Annotated in this window: 20 protein-coding genes; 6 read left to right on the top strand and 14 right to left on the bottom strand. The window is 68.1% G+C overall.

Going from position 1 to position 23,684, the window contains the following annotated elements; genetic code table 11:
* Window position 1 precedes the first annotated feature (1 nt).
* The 4 genes from G3A50_RS14960 to sdhC all read right to left on the bottom strand — a co-directional run bounded on the left by G3A50_RS14960 (window position 2) and on the right by sdhC (window position 3,518).
* On the bottom strand, window positions 2–784 hold the full coding sequence (locus tag G3A50_RS14960; RefSeq protein ID WP_163076010.1) for a succinate dehydrogenase iron-sulfur subunit: 783 nt from the start codon (window positions 782–784) through the stop codon (window positions 2–4).
* 84 nt (window positions 785–868) lie between these two features.
* Window positions 869–2,716, bottom strand: a complete 1,848-nt coding sequence (sdhA, locus tag G3A50_RS14955; protein WP_163076009.1) for a succinate dehydrogenase flavoprotein subunit — start codon at window positions 2,714–2,716, stop codon at window positions 869–871.
* Window positions 2,717–2,723: 7 nt separating this feature from the next.
* A complete protein-coding gene (gene sdhD, locus G3A50_RS14950; protein ID WP_163076008.1) occupies window positions 2,724–3,122 on the bottom strand; it encodes a succinate dehydrogenase, hydrophobic membrane anchor protein in 399 nt (132 codons plus the stop codon).
* Between the two features lie 3 nt (window positions 3,123–3,125).
* Window positions 3,126–3,518, bottom strand: coding sequence for a succinate dehydrogenase, cytochrome b556 subunit (sdhC, locus tag G3A50_RS14945; protein ID WP_163076007.1), 393 nt, complete (start codon window positions 3,516–3,518; stop codon window positions 3,126–3,128).
* Window positions 3,519–3,826: 308 nt separating this feature from the next.
* Here sdhC and G3A50_RS14940 point away from each other — a divergent pair, with 308 nt between their 5' ends.
* The 4 genes from G3A50_RS14940 (at window position 3,827) to G3A50_RS14925 (ending at window position 8,727) form a co-directional block, all read left to right on the top strand.
* Window positions 3,827–5,134 carry a PHB depolymerase family esterase gene (locus G3A50_RS14940; protein ID WP_163076006.1) on the top strand — a complete coding sequence of 436 codons (1,308 nt, stop codon included), beginning with the start codon at window positions 3,827–3,829 and terminating at the stop codon, window positions 5,132–5,134.
* A gap of 270 nt (window positions 5,135–5,404) precedes the next feature.
* Window positions 5,405–7,378, top strand: coding sequence for a M23 family metallopeptidase (locus G3A50_RS14935; protein ID WP_163076005.1), 1,974 nt, complete (start codon window positions 5,405–5,407; stop codon window positions 7,376–7,378).
* Window positions 7,378–8,043, top strand: coding sequence for an alpha/beta hydrolase (locus G3A50_RS14930; protein ID WP_163076004.1), 666 nt, complete (start codon window positions 7,378–7,380; stop codon window positions 8,041–8,043). The genes G3A50_RS14935 and G3A50_RS14930 overlap by 1 nt, the downstream gene beginning before the upstream one ends.
* A 126-nt stretch (window positions 8,044–8,169) precedes the next feature.
* Window positions 8,170–8,727, top strand: coding sequence for an HNH endonuclease (locus G3A50_RS14925; RefSeq protein ID WP_163076003.1), 558 nt, complete (start codon window positions 8,170–8,172; stop codon window positions 8,725–8,727).
* Window positions 8,728–8,730: 3 nt separating this feature from the next.
* On the opposite strand, the gene G3A50_RS14920 is transcribed toward G3A50_RS14925, so the two are convergent.
* Together G3A50_RS14920 and G3A50_RS14915 are read right to left on the bottom strand one after the other, a co-directional pair.
* Window positions 8,731–9,255: a disulfide bond formation protein B gene (locus G3A50_RS14920; protein WP_210255147.1), complete on the bottom strand. Its 525-nt coding sequence runs from the start codon at window positions 9,253–9,255 to the stop codon at window positions 8,731–8,733.
* Window positions 9,256–9,374: 119 nt separating this feature from the next.
* On the bottom strand, window positions 9,375–10,271 hold the full coding sequence (locus tag G3A50_RS14915; protein WP_163076002.1) for an alpha/beta hydrolase: 897 nt from the start codon (window positions 10,269–10,271) through the stop codon (window positions 9,375–9,377).
* 197 nt (window positions 10,272–10,468) lie between these two features.
* On the opposite strand from G3A50_RS14915, the gene G3A50_RS14910 reads away from it, so the two are divergent.
* Together G3A50_RS14910 and G3A50_RS14905 are read left to right on the top strand one after the other, a co-directional pair.
* Window positions 10,469–11,536, top strand: coding sequence for a FecCD family ABC transporter permease (locus tag G3A50_RS14910; RefSeq protein ID WP_163076001.1), 1,068 nt, complete (start codon window positions 10,469–10,471; stop codon window positions 11,534–11,536).
* Window positions 11,536–12,366 carry an ABC transporter ATP-binding protein gene (locus G3A50_RS14905; RefSeq protein WP_163076000.1) on the top strand — a complete coding sequence of 277 codons (831 nt, stop codon included), beginning with the start codon at window positions 11,536–11,538 and terminating at the stop codon, window positions 12,364–12,366. The genes G3A50_RS14910 and G3A50_RS14905 overlap by 1 nt, the downstream gene beginning before the upstream one ends.
* Here the strand turns inward: G3A50_RS14905 and G3A50_RS14900 are convergent.
* Genes G3A50_RS14900 through G3A50_RS14865 form a run of 8 tightly spaced genes read right to left on the bottom strand, consistent with a single transcriptional unit; the run spans window position 12,333 to window position 23,310 of the window.
* Window positions 12,333–13,109 (bottom strand): 2,3-dihydro-2,3-dihydroxybenzoate dehydrogenase, encoded by a 777-nt coding sequence (locus G3A50_RS14900; RefSeq protein ID WP_163075999.1) that lies wholly within the window; start codon window positions 13,107–13,109, stop codon window positions 12,333–12,335. The two genes, G3A50_RS14905 and G3A50_RS14900, sit on opposite strands and share 34 nt — an antisense overlap.
* On the bottom strand, window positions 13,091–17,119 hold the full coding sequence (locus G3A50_RS14895; RefSeq protein WP_163075998.1) for a non-ribosomal peptide synthetase: 4,029 nt from the start codon (window positions 17,117–17,119) through the stop codon (window positions 13,091–13,093). Before G3A50_RS14895 ends, G3A50_RS14900 begins: the two co-directional genes overlap by 19 nt.
* Before the next feature lie 5 nt (window positions 17,120–17,124).
* Window positions 17,125–17,415 carry a phosphopantetheine-binding protein gene (locus tag G3A50_RS14890; protein ID WP_163075997.1) on the bottom strand — a complete coding sequence of 97 codons (291 nt, stop codon included), beginning with the start codon at window positions 17,413–17,415 and terminating at the stop codon, window positions 17,125–17,127.
* Window positions 17,415–18,047 carry an isochorismatase family protein gene (locus G3A50_RS14885; protein WP_163075996.1) on the bottom strand — a complete coding sequence of 211 codons (633 nt, stop codon included), beginning with the start codon at window positions 18,045–18,047 and terminating at the stop codon, window positions 17,415–17,417. Before G3A50_RS14885 ends, G3A50_RS14890 begins: the two co-directional genes overlap by 1 nt.
* A gap of 1 nt (window position 18,048) precedes the next feature.
* The gene (locus tag G3A50_RS14880; protein WP_210255146.1) at window positions 18,049–19,692 is read right to left on the bottom strand and encodes a (2,3-dihydroxybenzoyl)adenylate synthase; all 1,644 of its coding nucleotides are present in this window, start codon (window positions 19,690–19,692) and stop codon (window positions 18,049–18,051) included.
* Complete coding sequence (locus G3A50_RS14875) at window positions 19,689–20,891, bottom strand: isochorismate synthase (protein WP_163075995.1); 1,203 nt, start codon at window positions 20,889–20,891, stop codon at window positions 19,689–19,691. Before G3A50_RS14875 ends, G3A50_RS14880 begins: the two co-directional genes overlap by 4 nt.
* 58 nt (window positions 20,892–20,949) lie before the next feature.
* Entirely contained in the window at window positions 20,950–22,122 is a 1,173-nt protein-coding gene (locus G3A50_RS14870; protein WP_163075994.1) for a YncE family protein, read from the bottom strand.
* 57 nt (window positions 22,123–22,179) lie between these two features.
* Entirely contained in the window at window positions 22,180–23,310 is a 1,131-nt protein-coding gene (locus tag G3A50_RS14865; RefSeq protein ID WP_163075993.1) for an ABC transporter substrate-binding protein, read from the bottom strand.
* Window positions 23,311–23,684 lie beyond the last annotated feature (374 nt).

Genomic DNA, 23,684 nt, shown 5'->3' with positions numbered 1-23,684 from the left:
CTCAGAACTGGCGCGCCACCATCATCATCTTGATCTCGGCGATCGCCTTGGCCGGATTGAGCCCCTTCGGGCAGGCCTTGGCGCAGTTCATGATGGTGTGGCAGCGATAGAGCCGGAACGGGTCTTCCAGGTCGTCGAGCCGATCGCCGGTCGCCTCGTCGCGGCTGTCGATCAGCCAGCGATAGGCCTGGAGCAGAGCCGCCGGGCCGAGATAGCGATCGCCGTTCCACCAGTAGCTGGGGCAGGAGGTCGAGCAGCAGGCGCACAGGATGCACTCATAAAGCCCGTCAAGCTTCTCGCGATCGCCGCGCGCCTGACGCCACTCCTTCTCCGGAGCCGGAGTCTCGGTGTGCAGCCAGGGCTCGACCGAAGCGTGCTGGGCGTAGAACTGCGTGAGATCCGGAACGAGGTCCTTCACCACCTGCATATGCGGCAACGGGTAGACATTGACCGACTTTGCGGTGACGTCGTCCATGCTCTTGAGGCAGGCGAGCGTGTTGGTGCCGTCGATGTTCATCGCGCACGAACCGCAAATGCCCTCGCGGCAGGAGCGGCGGAAGGTCAGCGTGGGGTCGACCTTGTTCTTGATCCAGATGAGACCATCCAGCACCATCGGCCCACAGTCGTCTCGGTCGACGAAATAGGTGTCCACGGCCGGGTTTTTCCCGTCATCCGGGTTCCAGCGGTAGATGTGGTACTCGGTCAGCCGGTTGGCTCCGGAAGGCTTCGGCCACACCTTGCCTTCAGTGAGCTGCGAGTTCTTCGGAAGCGTGAGCTGGACCATGACTGGGCTTGTCCTCAGCAGAGGGATCTTGGACGGACATCCTGGGCGGACGTGGTCGCCCGCGCCGGAGCGCGGACGCGGTACTCAGTAAACGCGTTTGCGCGGCTCGATGTACTGGATGTCGTTCGACAACGTGTATGTGTGCACCGGCCGGTCGTCGAGCTTCACCGCGCGCGTGTCGAAATCGACGAAAGCGAGCGTGTGCTTCATCCACTGGGCATCGTCGCGCTCGGGGAAGTCCTCGCGCGCATGGGCGCCGCGGCTCTCGGTGCGGGCCGCCGCGCTTTCCATGGTCACGCTGGCGAGCGCGATCAGGTTGTCGTATTCGAGCGTCTCGATGAGGTCGGAATTCCACACCAGCGAACGGTCGGTGACGGCGATGTCATCGGTGCCGGCGAACACGTCCGCGATGAGCTTGCGGCCCTCCTCCAGCACCTCGCCGGTGCGATAGACCGCGCAGTTGTTCTGCATCACCTTCTGCATCGACAGCCGCAGCTCGGCGGTGGGCGTTCCCCCATCGGCATTGCGGAAATGGTCGAGGCGCGAGAGCGCGAGATCGGCAGACGTGGCCGGCAGCTCCGGCTGCTTGTCGCCCGGCGTCAGCAGTTCGGCGCAGCGCAGCGCAGCCGCGCGGCCGAACACCACGAGGTCGGTGAGCGAATTGGAGCCCAGCCTGTTCGCGCCGTGGATCGACACGCAGGCGCATTCGCCCACGGCCATCAGGCCCGGCACCACGTGGTCGGCATTGCCGCCCTTCTTGGTGACGACCTCGCCGTGGAAGTTCGTCGGGATGCCACCCATGTTGTAATGCACGGTCGGCAGCACCGGGATCGGTTCCTTGGTCACGTCGACACCGGCGAAGATCCGCGCGCTCTCGGAGATGCCCGGCAGCCGCTCGTGAAGGATCGCCGGGTCGAGATGGTCGAGGTGCAAATAGATGTGGTCCTTGGACTTGCCCACGCCCCGTCCCTCGCGGATCTCCATGGTCATGGAGCGGGAGACGACATCGCGCGAGGCGAGGTCCTTGGCGGAGGGGGCGTAGCGCTCCATGAAGCGCTCGCCCTCGGAATTGGTGAGATAGCCGCCCTCGCCGCGCGCGCCCTCTGTAATCAGGCAGCCCGAGCCGTAGATGCCGGTCGGGTGGAACTGCACGAACTCCATGTCCTGCAGCGGCAGGCCGGCGCGCAGCACCATGGCATTGCCGTCCCCGGTGCAGGTGTGCGCCGAGGTGGCGGAGAAATAGGCCCGGCCATAGCCACCAGTGGCGAGAATCACCGTCTGCGCCCGGAAGCGATGGATGGTGCCATCATCCATCTTCAGAGCGACGATGCCCCGACAGCGCCCGTCATCGTCCATGATCAGATCGAGGGCGAAATACTCGATGAAGAACTCGGCCGAGTGCTTCAGCGCGGCGCCGTAGAGCGTGTGCAGGATGGCGTGGCCGGTGCGGTCGGCGGCGGCGCAGGTGCGCTGCGCGGTGCCCTTGCCATAATCCGTGGTCATGCCGCCGAAGGGGCGCTGATAGATCTTGCCCTCTTCGGTGCGCGAGAACGGCACGCCCCAGTGCTCCAGCTCGTAAACGGCGGCCGGCGCGTGGCGCACGAGATACTCGATGGCGTCCTGGTCGCCCAGCCAGTCCGACCCCTTGACGGTGTCGTACATGTGGAAGCGCCAGTCATCCTTGCTCATGTTGCCGAGCGAGGCGGCGATGCCGCCCTGCGCCGCGACGGTGTGAGAGCGGGTCGGAAAAACCTTGGTGACACAGGCCGTGCGCAGGCCCGCTTCCGAGCAGCCGACCACGGCACGAAGGCCGGCGCCGCCAGCGCCCACCACCACGACGTCATAGGAGTGGTCAATAATCGGGTACGCGGCCCCGTTCACACCAGATCCGGCACCATTCGAAGCGCCATTGGCGGAGATGGTCTCGGCCATAGGTCTCTCAGCCTCCGAAGCTGATTTTGAGGATGGCGAACGCTCCGGCGCAGCCAACCGCTATCGTGAAAAAGGTATTGGCAATGAGGGCGAGGATCTTGAGCCCCTCGGAGTGAACGTAGTCCTCGATAACCACCTGCATGCCGATGCGCATGTGCACCGCGGTCGACAGCAGCAGCAGAAGCAGTGCGATGGCGACGAGCGGGTGCCCCAGCGTGGCGCGAACGGTCTCCTGATCCTGCCCGGCGACACAGACAAAGACCGGCACGGCGATCAGGACGAGAAGAAGATTGGCCGCGGCGGTCACGCGCTGGCGCCAGAAATGCCCCGTGCCCGAGCGGGCGGAGCCGAGGCCGGACACCGCGCGGCGCGGCGTACGCATGGAAGGACCGGAAGTGACGCTCATGGTTCAGCCCTTCACCAGCCAGATGCCGATCCAGAGCAGCACCGTCAGGCCAATCGAACCGCCGATGGTGACCTTGGCGAGCAACTCGCGCGATTCCGGCCCGAAGCCGTAGCCAAAGTCCCAGACGAAGTGACGTACGCCGCCGATCGCGTGGTGGATCAGCGCCCAGCTGTAGCCAACCATCACAAGGATGCCGAGCCAACTGCCGTAAAGTCCGTTGACGAAGGCGAAGCTCTCGGGCGAGCTCGCGGCCGCAACCAGCCAGATCACGAGAAGCAGCGTGCCGAAATAGAGGGCGACGCCGGTGATGCGGTGCACGATGGACATCATCATCGTGAGCATCGGGCGGTAAATCTGCAGGTGCGGGGAAAGAGGCCGCTGGGCCGCTCCTGACATATCGGTATCCCCAGATCACTCAGGAATGTCATTTGTGCGTAGCGGAAACGATTGCAGTTCGCAATCATTCCAAAGGCGATTTCTATCGTTGCTCGCGGCGCAGCGCAGCGCGGTTGCACCGCAGCGGGCGCACACTAGCCGATGCCCTGTCCGGTTCGTACCCCTTTTCGCCAAGATGGCGCTTTTCGCCGAAGCACTGACTTTACCGGCGCTGACGCTTCATTAACCATATTCGCCTTTTATTTGACCGAAAGGCGCTGTCATTGTGGGGTTGACGCCAACCCCGCCGCTCCAAGGTTGCGTAGCGTATGCATTTCGCGAAACCCTGCCTCCTGCTTGGCGCATTGTTGCTCGGCCTGTGGAACCTCTGCCCGGCAGCGCACGCCCAGTCGCGCGGCGAGGACAGCGAGCGCACCATCACATCCGGCGGTCGCCAGCGCGAATTCATCCTCCATGTTCCCAAGGATGCCCCGCCAGGCCCGAAGCCGCTGGTGATCGCGCTGCACGGCGCGCTGCAGCCGGCCAGCGTGATGCAACGCTATCTCGATCTCGACGCCATCGCCGATCGCGAGGGCTTCGTGGTGGCCTATCCCAAGGGCATCAATCTGCTGTGGAACGATGGACGCAGCTCGGTCGCCGGCTTCATACCGATTCTTTTCCAGCGTGATGACGGGCGCTTCGTGCTCGACGTGCTGGACACGCTGGAGCGGGAAGGCCTGGCCGATACCTCGCGCTCCTATCTTATGGGCTTCTCCAATGGCGGCTTTCTCACCGCCTACATGGCCTGCCGCTATGCGGACCGCTTTGCCGCCTTCGCCACGATGATGATGACGGTCCCGGTCGGCTATGCCTCGTCCTGCCAGCCATCGCGGCCGGTGCCCATTCTGATGATGAACGGCACGTATGATCCCATCGTCCCCATGTTCGGCCGCCCGACGCCGGGTGCCCGGCTGATGTCAGCGACCGAGAGCGCCGAACTGTTCGCCCGCCTCAATGGCTGCGCGCCGCCGGTGGAAACAAAGGCGCCGCATGCCCGCGTCCTGCGCTGGGATCAATGTGCGGCCGGATCGGCCGTCGCCTTCTATGAGATCGCCGGCGGCCACCAGCCACCCTCACAATCGACCGACGCAATGGACGCGCTGGCGGCGGTCGTGCTCGGGCCGCGCCGCTCCGGCCTTGATGCGCCGCAGGAGATATGGACCTTCTTCAAGCGTTTCAGCGATCCGATCATCGCCCCGCCGACCGCCGACGCGCCCATGGTCGCAACGACAGCCCCCGCGCTCGCCGCCCCGATGATCACCACCACGGCGCCGCTGACCGCTCCGGCCCCGGCGCGGATGCCGGCACACGCGGGGGGTGCGCCCATACTCAGCAACCCGGATTCCTTCGCCACGGCCTGGCAGGGCATCGCTCCCAGTGGCGGCGCCGTGGTGCAACCCGGCCATGTCACCGCTTCGGCGGTGGCTCCGGGTGCCAGCGCGTATCAACCGATCGCCAGCGGCGCCCCGATGCCGCTGCAGTCCGGCTTTTCCTCGCCGCAGGGCACGGCGGATCTGGCACGGGCGCCCCGGCCGACGCCCTCGCCGATGCGGCAGAAATCTGCCGACGCGTGGTGAACTCTTCCCCCTGATCGGGGAACGGCCATGCTTTTGCCGCGAGACACCGTTCTATATCGCCACGCATTGCGCGCGAGGGCTTGAGTCGACGCCCGCGCGCGTTCGGGTTGACGGTGACGGGCGCACAAGCCATCGTCCCGGCCGCAAGCGGCCTTGGGTAGCGTCGCACCATCGAATCAGGGCGTTCGCCGAGGCGGATGCCCGTTGGCGTATAAGGCGTCCGGCCGCAGGAACGCGGCCAAGGCAAGGAACGCCAAGGGGGAAGGGCTGTTGGAGAGCAGGCGCGGATCAGGCAACGTCAGGCGGGGCCGCCTGGCGGCTTTCGATCTCGGCGACGAGCCACCGCTCGGCGTCGACGGCGATGCGGAAGAGCCAATCAACCGCCGTCGCATCTCGATCCGCTGGCTGATGGCCACCCTGCTCACAGGCATCTGCGGTGCCGCGCTGATGGGCGGGGCGGTCTATGCCGCGCTCGATGGAGAGTACCGATTCGCGCAGAATCCGGAGACCGTACGCTCGGCGCTGCGTGGGGCGCTGGCGGCGGGCGAGCGCCCGTCGAATGTCGCACGCAAGGGCGACCGCATGTCGCTGCTCTCCGAGAGCTTCAGCGCCAAGCAGACGCTGCGCCTATCCACCGCCACGAAAGACGGCGATCGCGAGGTCATTAAGGTCCGCGCCGTCACCAAGGTGGAATCCAACCTCGCGCAATCCGTCACCTCGGCCTCCTCCGACGTGCCGCGCTTCAACCCCGCAAAGCTCATCGCCGAATCCTCGAATGATGATGGCGAGGCGCCACAGGCCGAGCCCACCGGCGACCTGACCCTGGTGATGCGCGACATCACCAATCTTCCGCCCAGCACGAAATTTGCGGCCGAGCTTCCGATGGAAGACGTGCTGATGAAAGTACGCGAGACCGCCGAGTTCAGCCTTCCCACGGCGGACAACGCCCCGCTCACCGCCGGCGGCTTCGGCCGGGCGCTCGCCTTCGCACCGGCCGGGGCCATCGACCCGCTCAATCTCGCGGCCAGGCCCGACAATGTGAGCACCATCGACAAGTCCGCCGACGATGCCACCGGCGGCAATAATTGGGACGAGCGCACGGTGGTCGCCAAGAAGGGCGACACCGTCGTGTCGGTTCTCGTCGGTCTCGGCGTACCGGAGGTATCCGCCCGCGCTGCCGCCGATGCGTTCGATGACCGCGCGTTGCGCGGCCAGCTCGACGAAGGTCTTCGTCTCAAGATTCTGATGGAGAAACGCGGCGAGACCAACGTGGCGGTGCGCGTCGCCGTCTTCGCGGAGAGCGGGCACAAGGGCACGGTGGCGCTTTCCGACAGGGACAAGTTCCTCGCCGTGGAGGAACCCACCGATGTCCAGTTCGCCGATATCAGCCCCGACGATACCGATGACGACGGCACCGGCCGGGGCGGCATCACGCTTTATGACAGCATCTGGGAAACCGCCCTGCGCCACGAGGTGCCGCGTCCGGTGATCGAGAGCCTGGTGCGCGTCTATTCGTTTGACGTCGACTTCCAGCGCCGCGTCCGGCCCGGCGATTCCTTCGAGGTTCTGTATGAACCCGACGAGAGCGGCGGCGCCAATGGCGTCATCTATGCCGGCCTGACCGTCGGCGGCGAGGAGCGGCGCTACTATCGCTACCAGACCCCCGATGACAGCCTCATCGATTTCTATGACGAGAGCGGCAAGAGCGCGAAGAAGTTCCTGGTCCGCAAGCCGCTTTCGGGCGGCGTGCTGCGCTCGGGCTTCGGCATGCGGCGCCATCCGATCCTGGGCTACAGCCGGCTGCATTCGGGCGTCGACTGGGCCGATCGCGTCGGCACCCCGATCTATGCCGCCGGCAACGGCGTCATCACCAAGGCCGGCTGGAGCTCGGGCTATGGCCGCCACACCGAAATCCAGCATGCCAATGGCTATGTGACCACCTATTCGCACCAGTCCGGCTTCGCCAAGGGCATCCGTCCGGGCGTGCGCGTGCGGCAGGGTCAGGTCATCGGCTACATCGGATCGAGCGGCCTCTCCACCGGCGCGCATCTGCACTACGAAGTGCTGGTCAATGGCCGCTTTGTGGATCCGATGCGCATTCGCCTCCCGCGCGGGCGGGCTCTCGACGGCAAGATCTTCGCGGACTTCGCGAAAGAGCGTGAGCGCATCGATAGCCTTCTCAATCACAACGCGATGTCGAAGGTCGCCTCCGGCGCCGGCGGGCGCGGCGACGATGCCAACTGATGCTTGACGGTCCCCGCCTTGCACCCGCCTCCGGCGGCCCCGCCGACGCACTTGTCGTGCTGCTGCACGGCTATGGCGCAGACGGGCGCGACCTCATCGATCTCGGCCAGCTCTGGGCGCCATTCCTGCCCGGCGCCGCTTTCGTGTCGCCGCATGCCCCCGAGCCGTGCGCCCTCACCCCGGTCGGCCGGCAGTGGTTCGGCTATGTCGAGCGCGACGATCGCGAACGCTGGACCGGTGTGCAGGCGGCCCATGCCGCCCTCGACAGTTTTCTCGATGCCGAACTCACCCGGCTCGGCCTTTCCGATTCGCGGTTGGCGCTGGTCGGCTTCAGCCAAGGCACGATGATGGCGCTGCATACCGGGTTGCGCCGCGCCCAGGCCCCGGCCGGCATCGTCGGCTTTTCCGGAATGCACATCGTGCCCGGCGAGCGCGAGATCGAGACCTTCGATGCCGCGATCACCAGCCGTCCCCCGGTGCTGCTCATTCACGGCGACCGCGACGAAGTGATTCCCCCGCAGGCCCTGCCGCAGGCGATGGAGAGCCTGGAGGCGCGGGGCATAGCGGTGCGCGGACACCTTTCGAACGGGCTCGGGCACGGAATCGACCAGACCGGGCTGCTGCTCGCCGGCAATTTCCTGGGTGAGATCCTCGGTACGCCCTGATTAGGGTGATCCGCGGCCCGGGCGCACATACGAGCGCTTCACAAGACTGACACGCTACCTATAGAGTATCGCCGTGCGTCGCGCGGCGCTCGTCGTCGGGCCGGCGCTCCAATCAGGGAGCGAGTGTTGACGGCGACATTGTCTCCGGGTGCCTGGCCTGCCCTCGTGCTCAACGCCGATTACAGGCCGTTGAGCTACTACCCTCTGTCTGTCTGGTCGTGGCAGGACGCGATCAAGGCGGTGTTCCTCGATCGCGTGAACATCGTCGAATATTACGAACGGCAGGTTTCCAGCGCGACATTCCAGATGCGCCTGCCGAGCGTGGTGTCGCTGAAGACGTTCATCCGCCCTTCGCGGCAGCCCGCCTTCACCCGCTTCAACGTATTCCTGCGCGACCGCTTCACCTGCCAGTACTGCGAGTCGCGCGAGGACCTGACGTTCGATCACGTCATCCCGCGCTCGCGCGGCGGTCAGACCACGTGGGAGAACGTGGTCGCGGCCTGCTCGCCCTGCAATCTGCGCAAAGGGAGCATGATGCCGGAAGCGGCGCGCATGGTTCCCCGGCAGCGCCCGTTCCAGCCCACGGTGTTCGACCTGCACCAGAATGGGCGGCATTTCCCACCCAACTACCTGCACGACAGCTGGGTCGACTATCTTTATTGGGATACCGAACTCGACCCGTAGCGCTCAGCGCGCCGCCACGCCGCGAAATGCGACGAAGGTCAGCGCGGTGGCGATCAGCGCGTTCCAGCCGGCGAGCGAGATGCCGATGAGGCGCCACGGCGCCTCGTCGCAGCGCACCACCCGCGCCTGCTGGAGGCTCTGCAGCAGATTGCCGGAAGAGAGCGCCGGCCCCGAGCCCGAACAGGCCGTGGGCCCGGTCCAGAACCCCCATTCAACGCCGGCATGGTAGACGGCCAGCGCGGCGGCCGTGGCCATCAGCGCGCCCGTTACCGCCAGCAGCACACGCGTCAGCTTGGCATTTCCCACCGCCGCGCACAGCAGCGCCAGCAGCGCGAAGGGCACACCGGCATAATAGGGAACGCGCTGTTCGAGGCACAGCGGGCACGGCGCCAGCCCGACGACGAGCTGGAAATACCACGCACCACCAAGCGTTGCCGCACCGACTACCGCGACGGTGAGCGCCGACGACATCTGGACGAAACGCAGATTGGGCGAAGCGGCGGGGCGGTCGGATGCGGTGTCGGTCATGCGTCGTGTCCGTTGGGGCGTCGCTGGGAAGAAACGTCGTTGATGTTCGCGGTTACCACTAGCGGCCCTGTCGCCTGACGCAAGTCACGTCTGAAGCAGCTTTCGCAAGGGCAGGCTCTTCAGCCCCTGGCGAGGGCGAAGCGAAGCGCCCGCGCCATCGCCGGGGCGAGCACGGAGGCGTGGTCCTCGCCGGCGAGCAGCTCGAACCGCACCTCGCCCGGCACGCCGTCGCCATTGGTGACGACCGTCTGCACGAAGCGGGCGGCAAAATCACGGCTCCGGTCCACCATGGCCCTGCGCGCGCGGCGCTGAGACATCTCGCCCGCTTCCGGGTGGCTCTCCTGCCATGGCGCGAGCGCCTGCTCCCACTCCCCCACCATCAGCGCCAGCCGCACCGGCCGGCCGGTCAAGGCGCCCAGCCCCTCGATAAGTCGCGCCTCATCCCACCAGATCGAAGGGCTGACGGCGACATAGGTGGCGAAGGCGTCGGTGTCGCGGGTCATCACATCGAGGGTGAACCACCCGGCAAGAGAATGCCCGAACAGCGTCTGCCGCGCCGTATCGATGGCCGCCAGCGTGGCAATCCGAGGTTTCAGCGTGTTCTCGATGAAGCCGAGAAAACCATCGCGCCCGCCAAAGCGGCGCTCCTGGGCCCCGCCCTGCGCGCCGTCTGGCCCCGGCGCACCATGGCCCGGCGCCTCACGACTCGGTCCCGCCGTGTAGTCGAAGCTGCGCCGTGCGCGATGGTCATCCCCGTCCGGGTAGCCGATGCCGACGATGACCGCCTCCTCGATGCCGGTCGCCTGCGGGCGCACCGCGCCACGCCGCATGACCTCGACAAGACTGGCGAACCCGGCATTGGCATCGAGCATGTAGACGACAGGAAACCCGCCGGCCGGCGCGGGCGTGCGTGGAAGCGCGACGAAAATGCGGTAGGGCGCCCCGTCCGCCATCGGCGCGCGGGTCTCGGGTTCAAGGTCGAACCACTGGGCATCGGGCAGCAGGACAGGATTCATCGGTGTCCACGGCGGCGGCGTCATTGCCACCTCTAGAGCATGGGCGCGGGCACGCAAGCCAGGCGGCGCCAGAATGAAATGATTCCAAGGAAATTCGCAGGCACGACAGACGCTTGACCCGCCTTCGACGCTCATGCAGAACCCTTGGCGGCCGCACCCTCCCGGTCTTTCGGGCGCGAGGCGCCGTCGGAGATGGGATGTCCGAGCTCTCCCCCCAATTGCCGCACCATGCCGCCCAGCTCTCGGCCTATGCGCGCCTCGTCCGCCGTCGCCTGGCGATCCTGGGTGGACTCGGTGTGCTGATGATGGTGGCGATGCTGTTCGACATCGCGACCGGCCCTTCCAACCTGCCGCTGTCCGACGTCTTCGCCGGCATCTTCCACCCCGCCGCGTTGGATGCCCCCTCTCGTGTGATCATCTGGGATGTGCGCCTGCCCTATGCCCTGATGGCGACGCTGATCGGCGCCGCGCTGGCACTGGCGGGGGCGGAGATGCAGACCATTCTGAACAACCCGCTCGCCAGCCCCTTCACCCTTGGCGTCTCCTCCGCCGCCTCCTTCGGGGCCGCACTGGCGCTGGTTCTGGGCATCGCCCTGCCGCTGCTTCCAGCAGGCTGGAACCTGCCGGCTTTCGCCTTCATTTTCGCCTTCGGCTCGGTGCTGCTGCTGCAGATGCTGGCGGGCCTGCGCGGCACGGGGGTGGAGACGCTGGTGCTGTTCGGCATCGCGCTGGTTTTCACTTTCAACGCCCTGGTGGCGCTGGTGCAGTTCGTCGCCACGCAGGAGGCGCTGCAGCAGTTTGTGTTCTGGTCCATGGGCAGCCTGTCGCGGGCGACGTGGGACAAGCTGGGCGTGCTCTCACTGGTCATACTGGCCACCACACCGTTCTCATTGGCCGCCTCCTGGCGTATGACCGCGCTGAGGCTCGGCGAGGACCGGGCGCGCTCGTTCGGCATCTCGGTCAAGCGGTTGCGCTTCCTGGCGCTGCTGCGGGTGAGCCTGCTGGCGGCGACCTCGGTCGCCTTTGTCGGCACTATCGGCTTCATCGGGCTGGTGGCGCCGCACATCGCGCGGCTGCTGGTGGGCGAGGATCACCGATTCTTCTTGCCGGCCAGTATGTTGACAGGCGCCGTGATCATGTCGTTCGCCTCACTCGCCTCCAAGGTGCTGGTCCCCGGCACGCTGCTGCCGGTCGGCATCGTCACGGCGCTGATCGGCGTACCGTTCTTCGTCGCCCTGGTCTTCTCCCGCCGCGAGAGGCTGTGATGGCGCATCCACGCCTTGAAATCGAAAATATTTCAGTCGGTTACGGCCGGCGCCGGGTGATCGCCGACCTCAGCCTTCCCGCGATCGAGGGGGGCGGCGTCACCGCGCTTATCGGCCCCAACGCGGCGGGGAAAACCACGTTGTTGCGGGCACTTGCGGGCCTCGTGCCGGCAAGGGGGACGATCCGCCTCGACGGTGAGGAACTGAACGGGCTGTCCGTCACCGCCCACGCCTCCCGCGTTGCCTACATGCCGCAGGCCCTGCCCCAGCGCGTGGCACTGACCGTGCTGGAAGCCACGCTGAGTGCGCTGATGTCCTCCGGCGGGACCGCGAGCCACCTTGCGACAGCTCGGGTGCATGCCCTCAACACCTTGGAACGGCTCGGGATTTCGGATCTCGCCATGCGCGGTCTCGACGAGCTTTCCGGCGGCCAGCGCCAGCTCGCCTCTCTCGCCCAGTCCATCGTCCGCGAGCCGCGCGTGCTGCTGCTGGACGAGCCAACCAGCGCTCTCGACATTCACCACCAGCTTCGGGTGATGCGTTTCGTGCGTGAACTGGCGCAGGAACGCGGCATCATCGTCATCATCGTGCTGCACGACATTGCCCAGGCCGCGCGCTACGCGCACAGAATTGTCGTTTTGAAACAAGGCACTGTCGCCGCCGATGGTCCGCCGGAGGCCGCGATAACCCCCGCCATGCTGGCCGAGGTCTACAAGGTGGAGGCGCGCGTCGAGCGCTGCTCGCACGGCTTCCTGCAGATCATGGTCGACGGCGCGCTGGATGCGGCGCCCGCAGCTCAGGCCCTCAGCGTCGCGCCGCCGTCGACATAGAGGTCGGCCATGGTGATGTGCCCGGCCCGGTCGGACAGCAGATAGACCACCGCGTCCGCGACATCCTCAGGTTTTGCCAGCTTTCCCAACGGGATACCGGACTTGAAGGTTTCGGGAGACCCCGCGATCACCCGTGCCGCGCCGTGCTCGTCCGCCCACATGCCGGTCTGCATCGGGGTCAATGTCGAGCCCGGCGCCACGATGTTGCAGCGTATGCCGTGCGGTGCCAGCTCCAGCCCGAGGCAGCGGGTGAACATGGTCGCGGCGGCCTTGGAGGCGGCATAGGCGGCCATGGCGTGGCGGGGAATGCCGGCGGCGTTCGAACTGACCGTGACGATGGCGCCGCGTCCACGCGGCTGCATCATCCTCGCCACCGCCCGCGACACCCGGAAAACGCCGGTCGCGTTGATGTCGAGCACGCGTTCCCACTCCTCATCGGTCACGTCGACCACCGGCACATGGGAGAGCACACCGGCCACGTTTGCCAGCAGGTCGATGGGGCCGATGTGGTGTTCGATGTGGTCGATGAGGCGCGTGACGCTCGCGCTTGAGCGCACGTCGAGACCGGCGGGCGTGACCGCGCTGCCGAGCTCGGCGGCGAGCGCCACGACGCCGGCCTCTTCCACATCGGTGGCGACGACGCGCGCGCCCTCCTCGACCAGTTGCCGGACCACGGCGGCGCCGATGCCGCCCGCCGCCCCGGTGACGAGGGCGAGCCTGCCGCTCAGACCGCTGTCACGCATGGCTGTTGCTCTCCCTGTTCGGCCATTGCCAGCGCCTGCCCCAGCAGGGGGGCGATGGCGGCACTCGCTTGCGGGCCGGTGAGATGGGCGTGAAGCGCGGCAATGTCGATCACCTCGACATGCCGGGCATAGCTTTTCCACTGCGCCGGCGAGAGATCGCGGCCCGCATGATCAAGCGCCGCGCGAAAATGCAGGAGCGTGCCGTCGTAGCGACGATGGTGATGGCCGCGCACCAGCCGGTTGTTGCCCGCGACCACCCGCACCACGCCGTCAAGCGCCGCATCCGGCAACTGGCCCAGCGGGCTGTCGGTGGCGCGCAGGAAGACCCGCACCGATTCGCGCGTCAGGGCGAGCCCCGGCAGGCGGTCGGGGTCGTGGCCGGCAATGGCGATCAGCGCCTTCAGCGCGCCGTTCTCGCCCGGATCAGGCTCGCCGCGCCAGACATCGGCGGGGTAGGCGTCGAGCATCGCAACCACCCCGACCTCAGCGCCGGCCTCGCGCAGCTGCACCGCCATCGCCTGTGCGATGATGCCCCCCACCGACCAGCCGACCAAATGGTACGGCCCCTGCGGACGGACGGTCCGGATGCGGGCGACATAGTCGGCGGCGAGGTCTTCCATGCGCGCGGGCGGCGTAATGCCCGGCGCCAGAGCGGGCGCCTGCACGCCATAGACCGTGCGGCGCGGCGACAGCGAACGCGCCAGCCGGCCATAGCACCAGGAAATCCCGCCGGCGGGATGAATGGCGAAGAGCGGGGGAAGGTCGGCATCTGCCTCGACCAGGGTGATGAGCGGTCCCAGTCCCGCCTCGGGCTTCCCGATAGTGGTTTGCCCGACATCGGCCTCGCCGGCCTCGGCGTCGATCAGCGCGGCGAAACCCGCCAGGGTGGGCTGGGCGAACAGCGCGCCGAGGCCAGGATCGCAGCCGAACGCCTCGCGCACGCGCAGCAGCAGCGCCACGGCCTGAAGCGAATCCCCGCCGAGCGAGAAGAAATCATCCTCCGCCGCGATCGGCCCCTCGCTGCCAAGCTGCTCGGCGAACAGGGCGGCGAGACGGTGCTCGGTGGGAGTGTGCGGCGGGCGCTGGCCCGAACCGGTGAAGTCCGGCGCCGGCAGTGCCGCGCGGTCGAGCTTGCCATTCGCGGTGACGGGCAGCGCGTCCAGCGCCACGAAGGCGGCCGGCACCATATAGTCCGGCACCCGCGCGGCGACATGGGTGGCGAGATCGGTGCGCAGGCTCTGCTCATCCATGCCGGGCTCAGGCACGACATAGGCGATGATGCGCTTCACACCGCCATCCTCGCGGGCAAGGATCGCGGCCTGCCGTACCCGCGCGCAGGACATCACCGCCGCCTCGATCTCGCCAAGCTCGATGCGCAGGCCCCGGATCTTGATCTGGTGGTCCGAGCGGCCGAGAAACACCACAGCGCCGTCCGTCCGCCACAAGGCGAGGTCGCCGGTGAGGTACATCCGCTCGCCCGGCACGAAGGGGTCGGGAACGAAGCGTTCGCGGGTGAGATCGGGCCGGCCGAGATAGCCGCGCGCGAGCTGCACCCCGGCCAGGAAGAGATGGCCGGGCACATTCGGCGGCTGGGGCCGGCCGCGATCGTCCAGCACATAGAGCCGCGTGTTCCACACCGGAAAGCCGATCGGCACCGGGCGGGAATGATCGTCCGGCCCCGCGGGCCAGTAGCTGACATCCACCGCCGCCTCGGTCGGCCCATAAAGATTGTGCAGCTCCGCCGCCAGCGTGCGGTGGAAGCGCGCGCGCAGCTCCGCCGGCAGTTCCTCGCCCGAGCAGAACACGCGCGTCAGGCCAAACCCCTTCACGGGTGGCTTCGCGACGCTGGCCTCGGCGACGCTTGGCTCGGCGACGCTTGGCTCGGCGAGAAAGGCGGCGAGCATGGACGGCACGAAATGGGCCGTGGTCACGCCCTCGTCGACGATCAGCCGCGCCAGCGCCACCGGATCGCGATGGGCGTCGGGCGGGGCGATGACGAGGCAGGCGCCGGCGAGGAAGGGAAGGAAGAACTCCCACACCGAGACGTCGAAGGTTGCCGGGGTCTTCTGCAGAATCCGGTCATGGGCCTGGAAGCCGTAATGCGCCCGCATCCATTCCAGCCGGTTGACGATGGCCCGGTGCTCGATGACGACACCCTTGGGTTCCCCGGTCGAGCCCGAGGTGTAGATCACATAGGCCGCGTCGTCCGGCTCCGGCGGCGTGAGGGCGGGCGCTGCAAGGGCGGGCGTTCCAAGGGAGGGCGCGGCCGGCCAGTCCTCCGGGGCGAGGACATCGACCCTGCCGGCAAAACGCGGCAGGTCCGGTGCGCGGCTCAGCGCCAGGCGCGGCGCGGCGGAGACGAGAATGCGCCCGAGCCGCTCATCGGGATGGGTGAGATCCAGCGGCAGATAGGCCGCGCCCACGCGCAGGATCGCGATCAACGCGACGACCAGCTCGAACGAGCGCGGCAGCGCCACCGCGACGATGTCGCCGCGCGACACCCCGCGTTCGGCCAGCGCGCCGGCAAGCGCGCCCGCGCGGGCATCAAGCTCGCCATAGCTCATCGTCCGGCCGGAAAAACGAAGCGCCGGGGCCTGCGGCGTTGCCGCGAGAGCCCGCTCGATCAGCGCGGCGAGCGTGACATCGGGCAGCGCATGGCCGGTGGCGTTCAGCGTGACGACGTGGCGATGGGCCTCCTCGGGCGTGGCGAGCGGCACGGCGTCGAGCGTGTCGGCCCCGAGCGCGCGCGCGATGAACACCTTCAGCCGCGCCGCGTGGGCCTCGACCTCGGCTTCCCCGTAGAGGTCCGGATTGGCGTCGACTTCGAGCCGCAGCCCTTCCGCGCCGTGCAGACGGAAGGTGAAGGTAATGTCCTCCACCGGCCCGGTGGAGAGCACTTCGAGGCGGCTGTCCAGCCCGTCGAAGCGCGGGGTCTCGTCAAAAGGCAGCAGGTTGACCAGCGGGCCGTGAAGACGGCGCTGCCCGCCGATGAGCCGGAGGTCGCGGCGCAGCTGTTCGCTGCGGTAACGCCCGTGACGGCGCGCGCGCACCAGGCTCTTCGCCACCGTGGCCAGATACGCGTCCAGCGCCAGGTTTCCCGGCGCCGCCACGCGGACCGGCAGCACGTTCATGAGCATCGCCGCCACCCGTGCCGACGGGCTGCCGAGCCGCGCCATGTAGGGCACGCCGACCACCACTTCGGGCGTCGCCAGATGGCGCTGAAGATAGGCCGCCGCCAGGGCGGTGACGATGTCGGGCCAGGGGATCGAGGTACGCCCGGCGATGTCGCGCAGGGCCGCGAAGGCCGGCGGATCGATCTCGGCCGCCGCGCGATGGAACGAGAAGGCGCTGGCCGGCGCCCCCGCCGTGAAGCTCACCACGTCCGGGCGGTCCGCGAACAGGGCGCGCCAGTAATCGCCGTCCGTCTGGCGCCGGGCCGAGGCGCGGTAGTCCGCGTCCTCCTTCAGCACCACATCGACGCCCGGCGGGGGATTGCCGGCGGGCGCCCCGCGCCGGTGGGCGTTGTAGAGTTCGGCGACGCGCTGGGTGAGCAGGATCATCCCGTAGCCGTCGATGGCCAGATGATGCACGCGCTGCTGCCAGATGTGATGCGCCGGGCCGAGCACGAACAGCGCTTCGCGCGCGAGCGGCTCCCGCACCGGATCGATGGCGCGCGCCATATCGCGGGCGATCGCCTCCAGCGCCGCAGCCCGAGGGTCCGGCAGGGTGGAGACGTCGATGATCTCAAGCGCCGGCCGGCTCGAAGGGTCGATGAACTGGAGCGGCCCCTGCGGCGTCTCGACCATGCGCAGCGACAACGCCCCGGCCTCGGCCACCGCCTGCGCCAGCGCCGCCGCGAAGGCCGGCCGGTCGAGCGTGCCGTGAAGCTCGATAAACTGGCCGGTGTTGAACAGCGGGTTCGCCGGGTCGAGGCGCTGCGCGTACCACAGGCCGGACTGCGCCTCGGTCAGCGGATACGCCCCCTCCCTCGATGCGGCGCCCTGTTCCATCAAGATCAGGCGCCCGCCCGCGCGCGCTGCCGGGCGTCCACCAGCTGCCACCAGCCAGACAGCGTCGGGTTCTCGGCAAATTCGGAGAACTCCAGCTCCAGCCCGCCCTCGCTCCACATCAGCACGAGGTTCATCGCCCGCATGGAATCGAGGCCGAGATCGATCAGGCTGTCGTCGTCGCCGATCTCGTCCGGGTCCTCGTGCAGCATCTTCGCGATGTCGGCGCGCATCTTCTCGCGCGTCACCGGCGCCACCGGGGTGACGATGCGGCGGATGTCGGCGGGTTCGATCGCCATCACAGCAGCTCCACTATCTGCGTCGTGGTCAGCGGCACGCCGCACACATCGGCCACATAGGAGAGGGCGAGGTCGTGCTTGGCGCGGGAAAAGTCCGCCAGCGCATCGGCGGCAAGGAAAGGCTCGATGTCGCGCATGAAGGCGTCGGCGGCGGTCAGGGTGCAGCCGATATGGGCGTAGACCCCGCACACGATGAGCTGGTCGCGGCCGCGCGCGCGCATCAACGTCTCGAGATTCGAGCGCTGGAAGGCACTGTAGCGGTGCTTCACCAGCACGATGTCGCCCGTCTCGGGGGTAAGCGCGCCGACGATCGGCTGGTGCTCGGGCGCCCAGCTCATGCCCGGCCCCCACAGTTCCGCCTGAAGGCCGCGATCGCGCCGGTCCTGCCCGCCCTCCTGCGCGGTGTAGAACACCGGCACGCCGGCGGCACGCGCGGCGGCGGCCAGCCGCGCGATGTTGGCGATCACCGGGGCGATGGGCGCGACGTCCGGGGTGAAGACACGCAGGAAGTAGTTCTGCATGTCGTGAATGAGCAGCGCCGCGCGGGCGCGCTCCAGCCGGAACGGCGCACGCGCGGCAGGCAGGTCGTCCGCGCGCGGCAGGTCGTAGGGGGCGATGGTCGGCAGGCCCATGCTAGCCCTCCATGTCGGCGGTTTCGAGGAAGCGGCGGCGCAGGCTGGCACGCAGCTCCTTGCGCGACACCTTGCCGACCGCCGTGGTCTCGAAGGCGTCCACGAACACCACCTGGTCGGGCACCTTGAAATCGGCGAGGCCGCGCCCGCGCACCCACGCCTTCAGCGCCGCCGCCTTCGGCTTCTCGCCCTGCGCGATGACGAAGGCGCAGGACCGCTCGCCCAGATACTCGTCGGGCAGCGAAACCACGGCGGCGTCGAACACGCTGGGGTGCGAGAGCAGATGGTCCTCGATCTCTTCCGCCGAGATCTTCTCCCCGGCGCGGTTGATGTGATCGCTGGCACGGCCCTGCACCACGAGGTAGCCCTCGGGCGTGCGCTTCACCACGTCGCCGGTGCGGTAGAAGCCGTCCGAAGTGAAGGCACGCGCATTGGCGCCGTCATTGTTGTGATAGGCGCGGATGGTGTAGGGCCCGCGCGTCAGCAGATTGCCGGGCTCGCCCTCTTCCACGGGGTTGCCGGCGTCATCGAGGATCAGCACCTCGTCATCCGCGCTGATCGGGCGCCCCTGCGTGGAGACGATGGTCTCCTCCGGGTCGTCGAGCCGGGTGTAGTTCACCAGCCCCTCGGCCATGCCGAACACCTGCTGGAGCGTGCAGCCCAGCACCGGGCGCACGCGGCGCGCCGCCTCCGGCATGAACTTGGCACCACCGACCTGCAGCACTTCCAGCGAGGAAAGATCGTGCGTCGTCGTGGCCGCCGCCTGCAACCACAGCAGCGCCAGAGGCGGCACCAGACCGGTGATGGTCACCTTCTCGCGCGCGATCAGCTCGAAGGCGACCTCCGGGCTTGGCGAGGGGCTCATCACCACCCGCGAACCGGCATAAAGCGCGCCGAACACGCCGGGCGAACTCATCGGGAAATTATGCGTCACCGGCAGCGCGGCGAGATAGACGCTGGACGGCGTCAGGCCGCAGATCTCGGCGCTGGCGCGGAACGAATAGATATAGTCGTCATGGGTACGCGGGATCAGCTTGGAAAGCCCCGTCGACCCGCCGGAAATCTGCAGGAACGCCACCTCGGACGGGTCGGCGTCCTCCGGCAGCGCGGCCGCCGTCCCGGAGAGCGCGTCCAGAGCGGTGAACGGCCCGGCCTCGCCCACCACCACGACATGCGCGATCTCCGGCACTTCGGCCAGCACCTGCCCGGCCAGGGTGCGGTAATCGAAGCCGTCGTGGCGAGCGGCGATGATGTAGCCCCGCGCCTGCGCGGTGCGGGCGAAATGAACGATCTCGACACTGCGATGGGCGGGAAGTGCGTAGACCGGGATCAGCCGTGCCCGGAACAGGGCGAACACCACCGAGAGGAATTCGGGAATGTTGGGCAGCTGCACCACCACGCGGTCACCCGGCCGGAAACCGAGGGCGATGAAGCCGGCGGCGAGGCGCGCGGCGCGGCTCTCCAGCTCGGCATAGGTCCAGCGCTGCTCCCCACCGACCACGGCGACGTGGTCCGGCAGGCGCTGCGCCCTCTCACGCAGCATCCGCGTGAAGGTCTCGCCGCGCCAGTAGCCGCGGGCGCGATAACGTTCGGCGAAGGCGGCGGGCCAGACCTGCGCCAGCGGCTTCAGCGTGGTGGACGTCATGCCGCGTCCTCCACCCCCGCCGCGTACTGCTCGCTGACACCCAGCGCCCGCAGCAGCGCGGCGAATTTGGCCGCGGTCTCCTCGCCCTCGCCAGCCGGATCGGAACCGGGAACGATGCCGGCACCGGCATAGAGCCGCGCCCCGGCGCCCTCGATCTCGGCGCAGCGAATGGCGACATGCCAGGCGCCGTTGCCGCCTTCCTCGCACCAGCCGACCGCGCCGGCATAGAAACCGCGATCATAACCCTCCAGCTCGGCGATCAGCTTCGCCGCCGCCGCGCGCGGCGTGCCACACACCGCCGGGGTGGGATGCAGCCGCGCCGCCAGTTCAACGCTGGACACCGACGCATCGCGCAGGCGGCCGACGATGCGCGTGCCCAGATGCCACATCGAGGCCGTGGAGGTCAGGCTCGTGCCCTCGGGAGTACCCAGCTCGGCGCAATAGGGGGCGAGCTGGTCGAGAATGGCGGTCACGACCTCCCGGTGCTCGCGCCGGTCCTTGTCGGATGCGGAAAGCGCCTGCGCGGCGGCGCGGTCGGCGCCCGCATCCGCCGAGCGACGGGCGGAACCCGCCAGCGGGCGTGAGGTGACGCTCGCACCGTCCTTCGCCAGAAGAAGCTCCGGCGTCGCCCCCACCAGAACGCGTGCGCTCGCAGGCGAGCCATCGCGCGCGGCAAGCGGCACGCAATAGGCGGTGACGGCGGGATCTTCAGCGAGGCCGCGAAGCACCTCGAAACAGTCGATCGGCCGGTCGGAGGTGAGGCGCAGGCTGCGCGACAGCACGACCTTGCGCAGCCCCTCATCACCGCGCGCCAGATGCTCCAGCGCCTGCGCCACCGCGGCGCGATAGGCCGCCACCGGGGGTTCAGGCACCACCGTCCAGGTGCGGGCGGGAACCGGGCTCCGCACCAGGGCGGGCGGGGGGAAAGCGGCGGCAAAGCCGGCCCGCCCGGCCCCGCGCACCACATCGGCGGGCTGGTACAGATGCTCCCGCGCCCCGGCACTGAACGGCAACGCGCCGAGCAGCAGGCGCGGGCCTTCCGGGCGCGCGGCGAAATAGCCCCGCACCCGCCCTTCCAGCGCGCCCGCACCGGGCGCCACGATGCCCAGGCACCCCTTCCCGACAACGGTCTCGCGGTCGGACACCAGCGCGAAAGGCAGGCTCGGGGCAAAGGCCGCCTGCTCTTCGGCATCGCGCATCCGCGTCGCTCCCTGAGGTCGAGCTGTCATCGGGAAGGTCCGTGTCTGGCCTCTCTGATCAGGGCTTGATCAGAGAGACGGTGTCGCCGAACGGGTCGATCATGGGCACGCGGGGTCCACGCGGCGCGGCCGGAGGCGGGCTGCCGGCCGAGGCGGCAACAGGCGTGGCGCCGGGGGCGGCGGCCGGTGCGCCGTCGGCGGGCCGGGCCGGCGGGCGCGGACGCATCGGCACCTTGAGCTTGTTGCTGACATAGACATTGCCGGAGGCGGCATCGACCGCGATGGTCTGCGGCATCGACCCGGTCACGACATTGGCGATCGGCTCCAGCGTCTTGGTGTCCACCAGCGAGACATAGCCGCCCTGCCGGTTGGCGACGTAGAGAATGCTGCGCTCGGGATCGATGGCGAGGCTCAGCGCGCCGCCGCCGGTGGGCAGCGTCTTGATCAGCGTGCCGTCCTTGGCGTCCAGCACGGTGACGTTGTCCGAGCCCTGATTGGCCACGAACACCTGATCACCGCTGGCGTCATAGGTCAGGTTGATCGAGCTCTCGCCCCCCGACGGGAACGACTTCACCAGCTTGTTGGTGGCGAGATCGACAATGTGGACCTCGTTGCTCTCCATCGCCGAGAGGAACAGGCGCTTGCCCTTGGCATCGAGCGAAATGCCGGTGACGGAGCCGGGCAGGTCGTCGATGGTGCCGACGACCTTGTTAGTCGCGCCGTCGATGATCCACACCGCGCTCGGCGTGTCGCGCCGGCCGGTAACGGTGACGTAGACGCGGTTCGCGCCCTCATCCACGGCGAGCTCGCGCACATGCGCCTTCTCGCCATTGGCGATCTCGGCCACCACCTTGCCGGAGGCCAGATCGACCACGGCGATGTGGCCGTCGCGCGTCTGGGTGCCGTAGAGCGTCTTGGTCGTGTTGTTGATGGCGAGGCCGAACACCGGATTGTCGCCGAGCGCGATGGTCTCCTTGGTTTCCAGCGTCGTCGGATCGAGCGCGACCACGCTGGTGTCGGTGGCCCCGCGCGAGCCGGCGGCGGCCACATAGACGCGGTTCATCGGGGCGCTGAAGACCAGCTCGTACAGGCCCGGACCGGGCTTGGCCGAGGTGACGAACTGCGGCTCGGCCGACGCGGCGCCGGCCAGCGCGACAAGGGCCGCGGCGGCGAAGGCGGTGGAAGCAAAGAGCCGCGGACGAAGCCGGGCGGAAGTCGCGTCAATCAGCATGGCGTTTCTCCGTTGAAGGAAACAGGAATGCGCGGCGGCCCCGGCGACCGGCGCGCATCACTTCAGATCGACCCAGTTCGGGCCTTCGAGGGGCACCGCGAGGAAGTGCTCATTCACCTCGCGCACGGTTTCATTGACATCGAGATCGGCGAAGCGCTCCGGATGGATCCACTTCGCCAGAATCTCGACGGTGAAGATGTCCAGCGGCGAGTTCAGCATCTGGTGCGACAGGCCGTGGACCCGCCCCTCGCGTACCGCCGCAAACCCGGAAAAGCCCGGTCGCGAGACCACCCGCGCCAGCGTTTCCCGCGCTTTTTCGACGCTGTATTCCGGCCCGATCAGCAGACCGGCCGTGCCTTCCATGTGGCTGCCGCCGGTGGCGACATAGACCTGCGGGTTCTGCGCCACGACATATTCGAGGTTCAGCTTGCCGAAGGCGCGGGCGATGACCGCCGCGCCAATATTGGTGCCGCCATCGGCTTCGATGATGTCGCCGACATTGCCGCGACCGGGCGAGTTGCAGCAATCCGCCGTCATCGCGGCATGCGGCTCAAGGAAGACGCGCGGGCGCTCCTCCGCCGTGAGACCGACGAGCCGGGCCTTCACCGCGTCCAGACGCGCGCGGCGGAAGGCGAGGAAGGCGTCGGCCTGCGCCTCGCGCCCGGTGGCGGCGGCCAGCAGGCGCAGGCTCGGTTCGAGATTGGCCAGCGGGTGGGTGAAGAAGTCGATCACCACCACCGGAATGCCGGCGGCCTCGATGCGCCCGCGCTCCTCTTCCGAGGGCTGGGAGCCGAGCGAGAACACGGCAAGGTCCGGGCGGGCGGCGATGACCTGCTCCACCGACAGCGCCCCGGCCGAACTCGCCACCTTTGCCAGATCGTCAATGGCGGGGAACTTCGCCCGGTATGCCTCGAAGGTGCGCGTGCCGATGCGATTGATGTCGCGCGGCCATGCGGCCAGCACGCTCACCGGGTCGGGATGGATCAGCGCGAGGGCGATGAGGAAGCGGCCGTCATCGATCAGCAGCCGGTGCGCGGGCGCCTGGATATGGACCTCGCGGCCGGTCACGTCGGTGAGCGCGATGTCCGCCGCCGCCGGGCGAGCACCTGCCAGCAGCGCAACAACCGCGCACACAAGCACACCGAGCTTGGTCACCGCGCGCAGGCTGGACTGGAAATGGAGATGCATGGACGTGACAACTGGCCAGAGTGGGCAGGTTCAGGAACTATGTTGCCGTCGCCTAATCGTACTCATGCCGCATGATGTCAACTAAACAATTTGTGGCAGCTACTTTTTAATTAGTCTAATTTTGGATATATTGCGGATACGAACTCTTTTACTTTACTTCGCGGAAGCTTGACTACCGGCGACCTGGATTCGAGGGGCCGCGCGGCGCTTCTCCGGCGGCGGCTGACGGCCGCTCGCCGGCCACTGCAAGATTGTCGCAGTGCAAACAAAATACCGCACCCGCGAGCCAGCGACTCGCTGCCCAACCGGTTAATTGATAAGCAGGGCCGGCATTGCCGCCTCATGGGCGGATAACGGCAGATCAGGAACAGGTT

The organism is Ancylobacter pratisalsi (genome assembly GCF_010669125.1).
Classification (GTDB): domain Bacteria; phylum Pseudomonadota; class Alphaproteobacteria; order Rhizobiales; family Xanthobacteraceae; genus Ancylobacter; species Ancylobacter pratisalsi.
The sequence above is the reverse complement of the archived record's forward strand: the minus strand, read 5'-3'. Positions and strand labels throughout refer to the sequence as shown.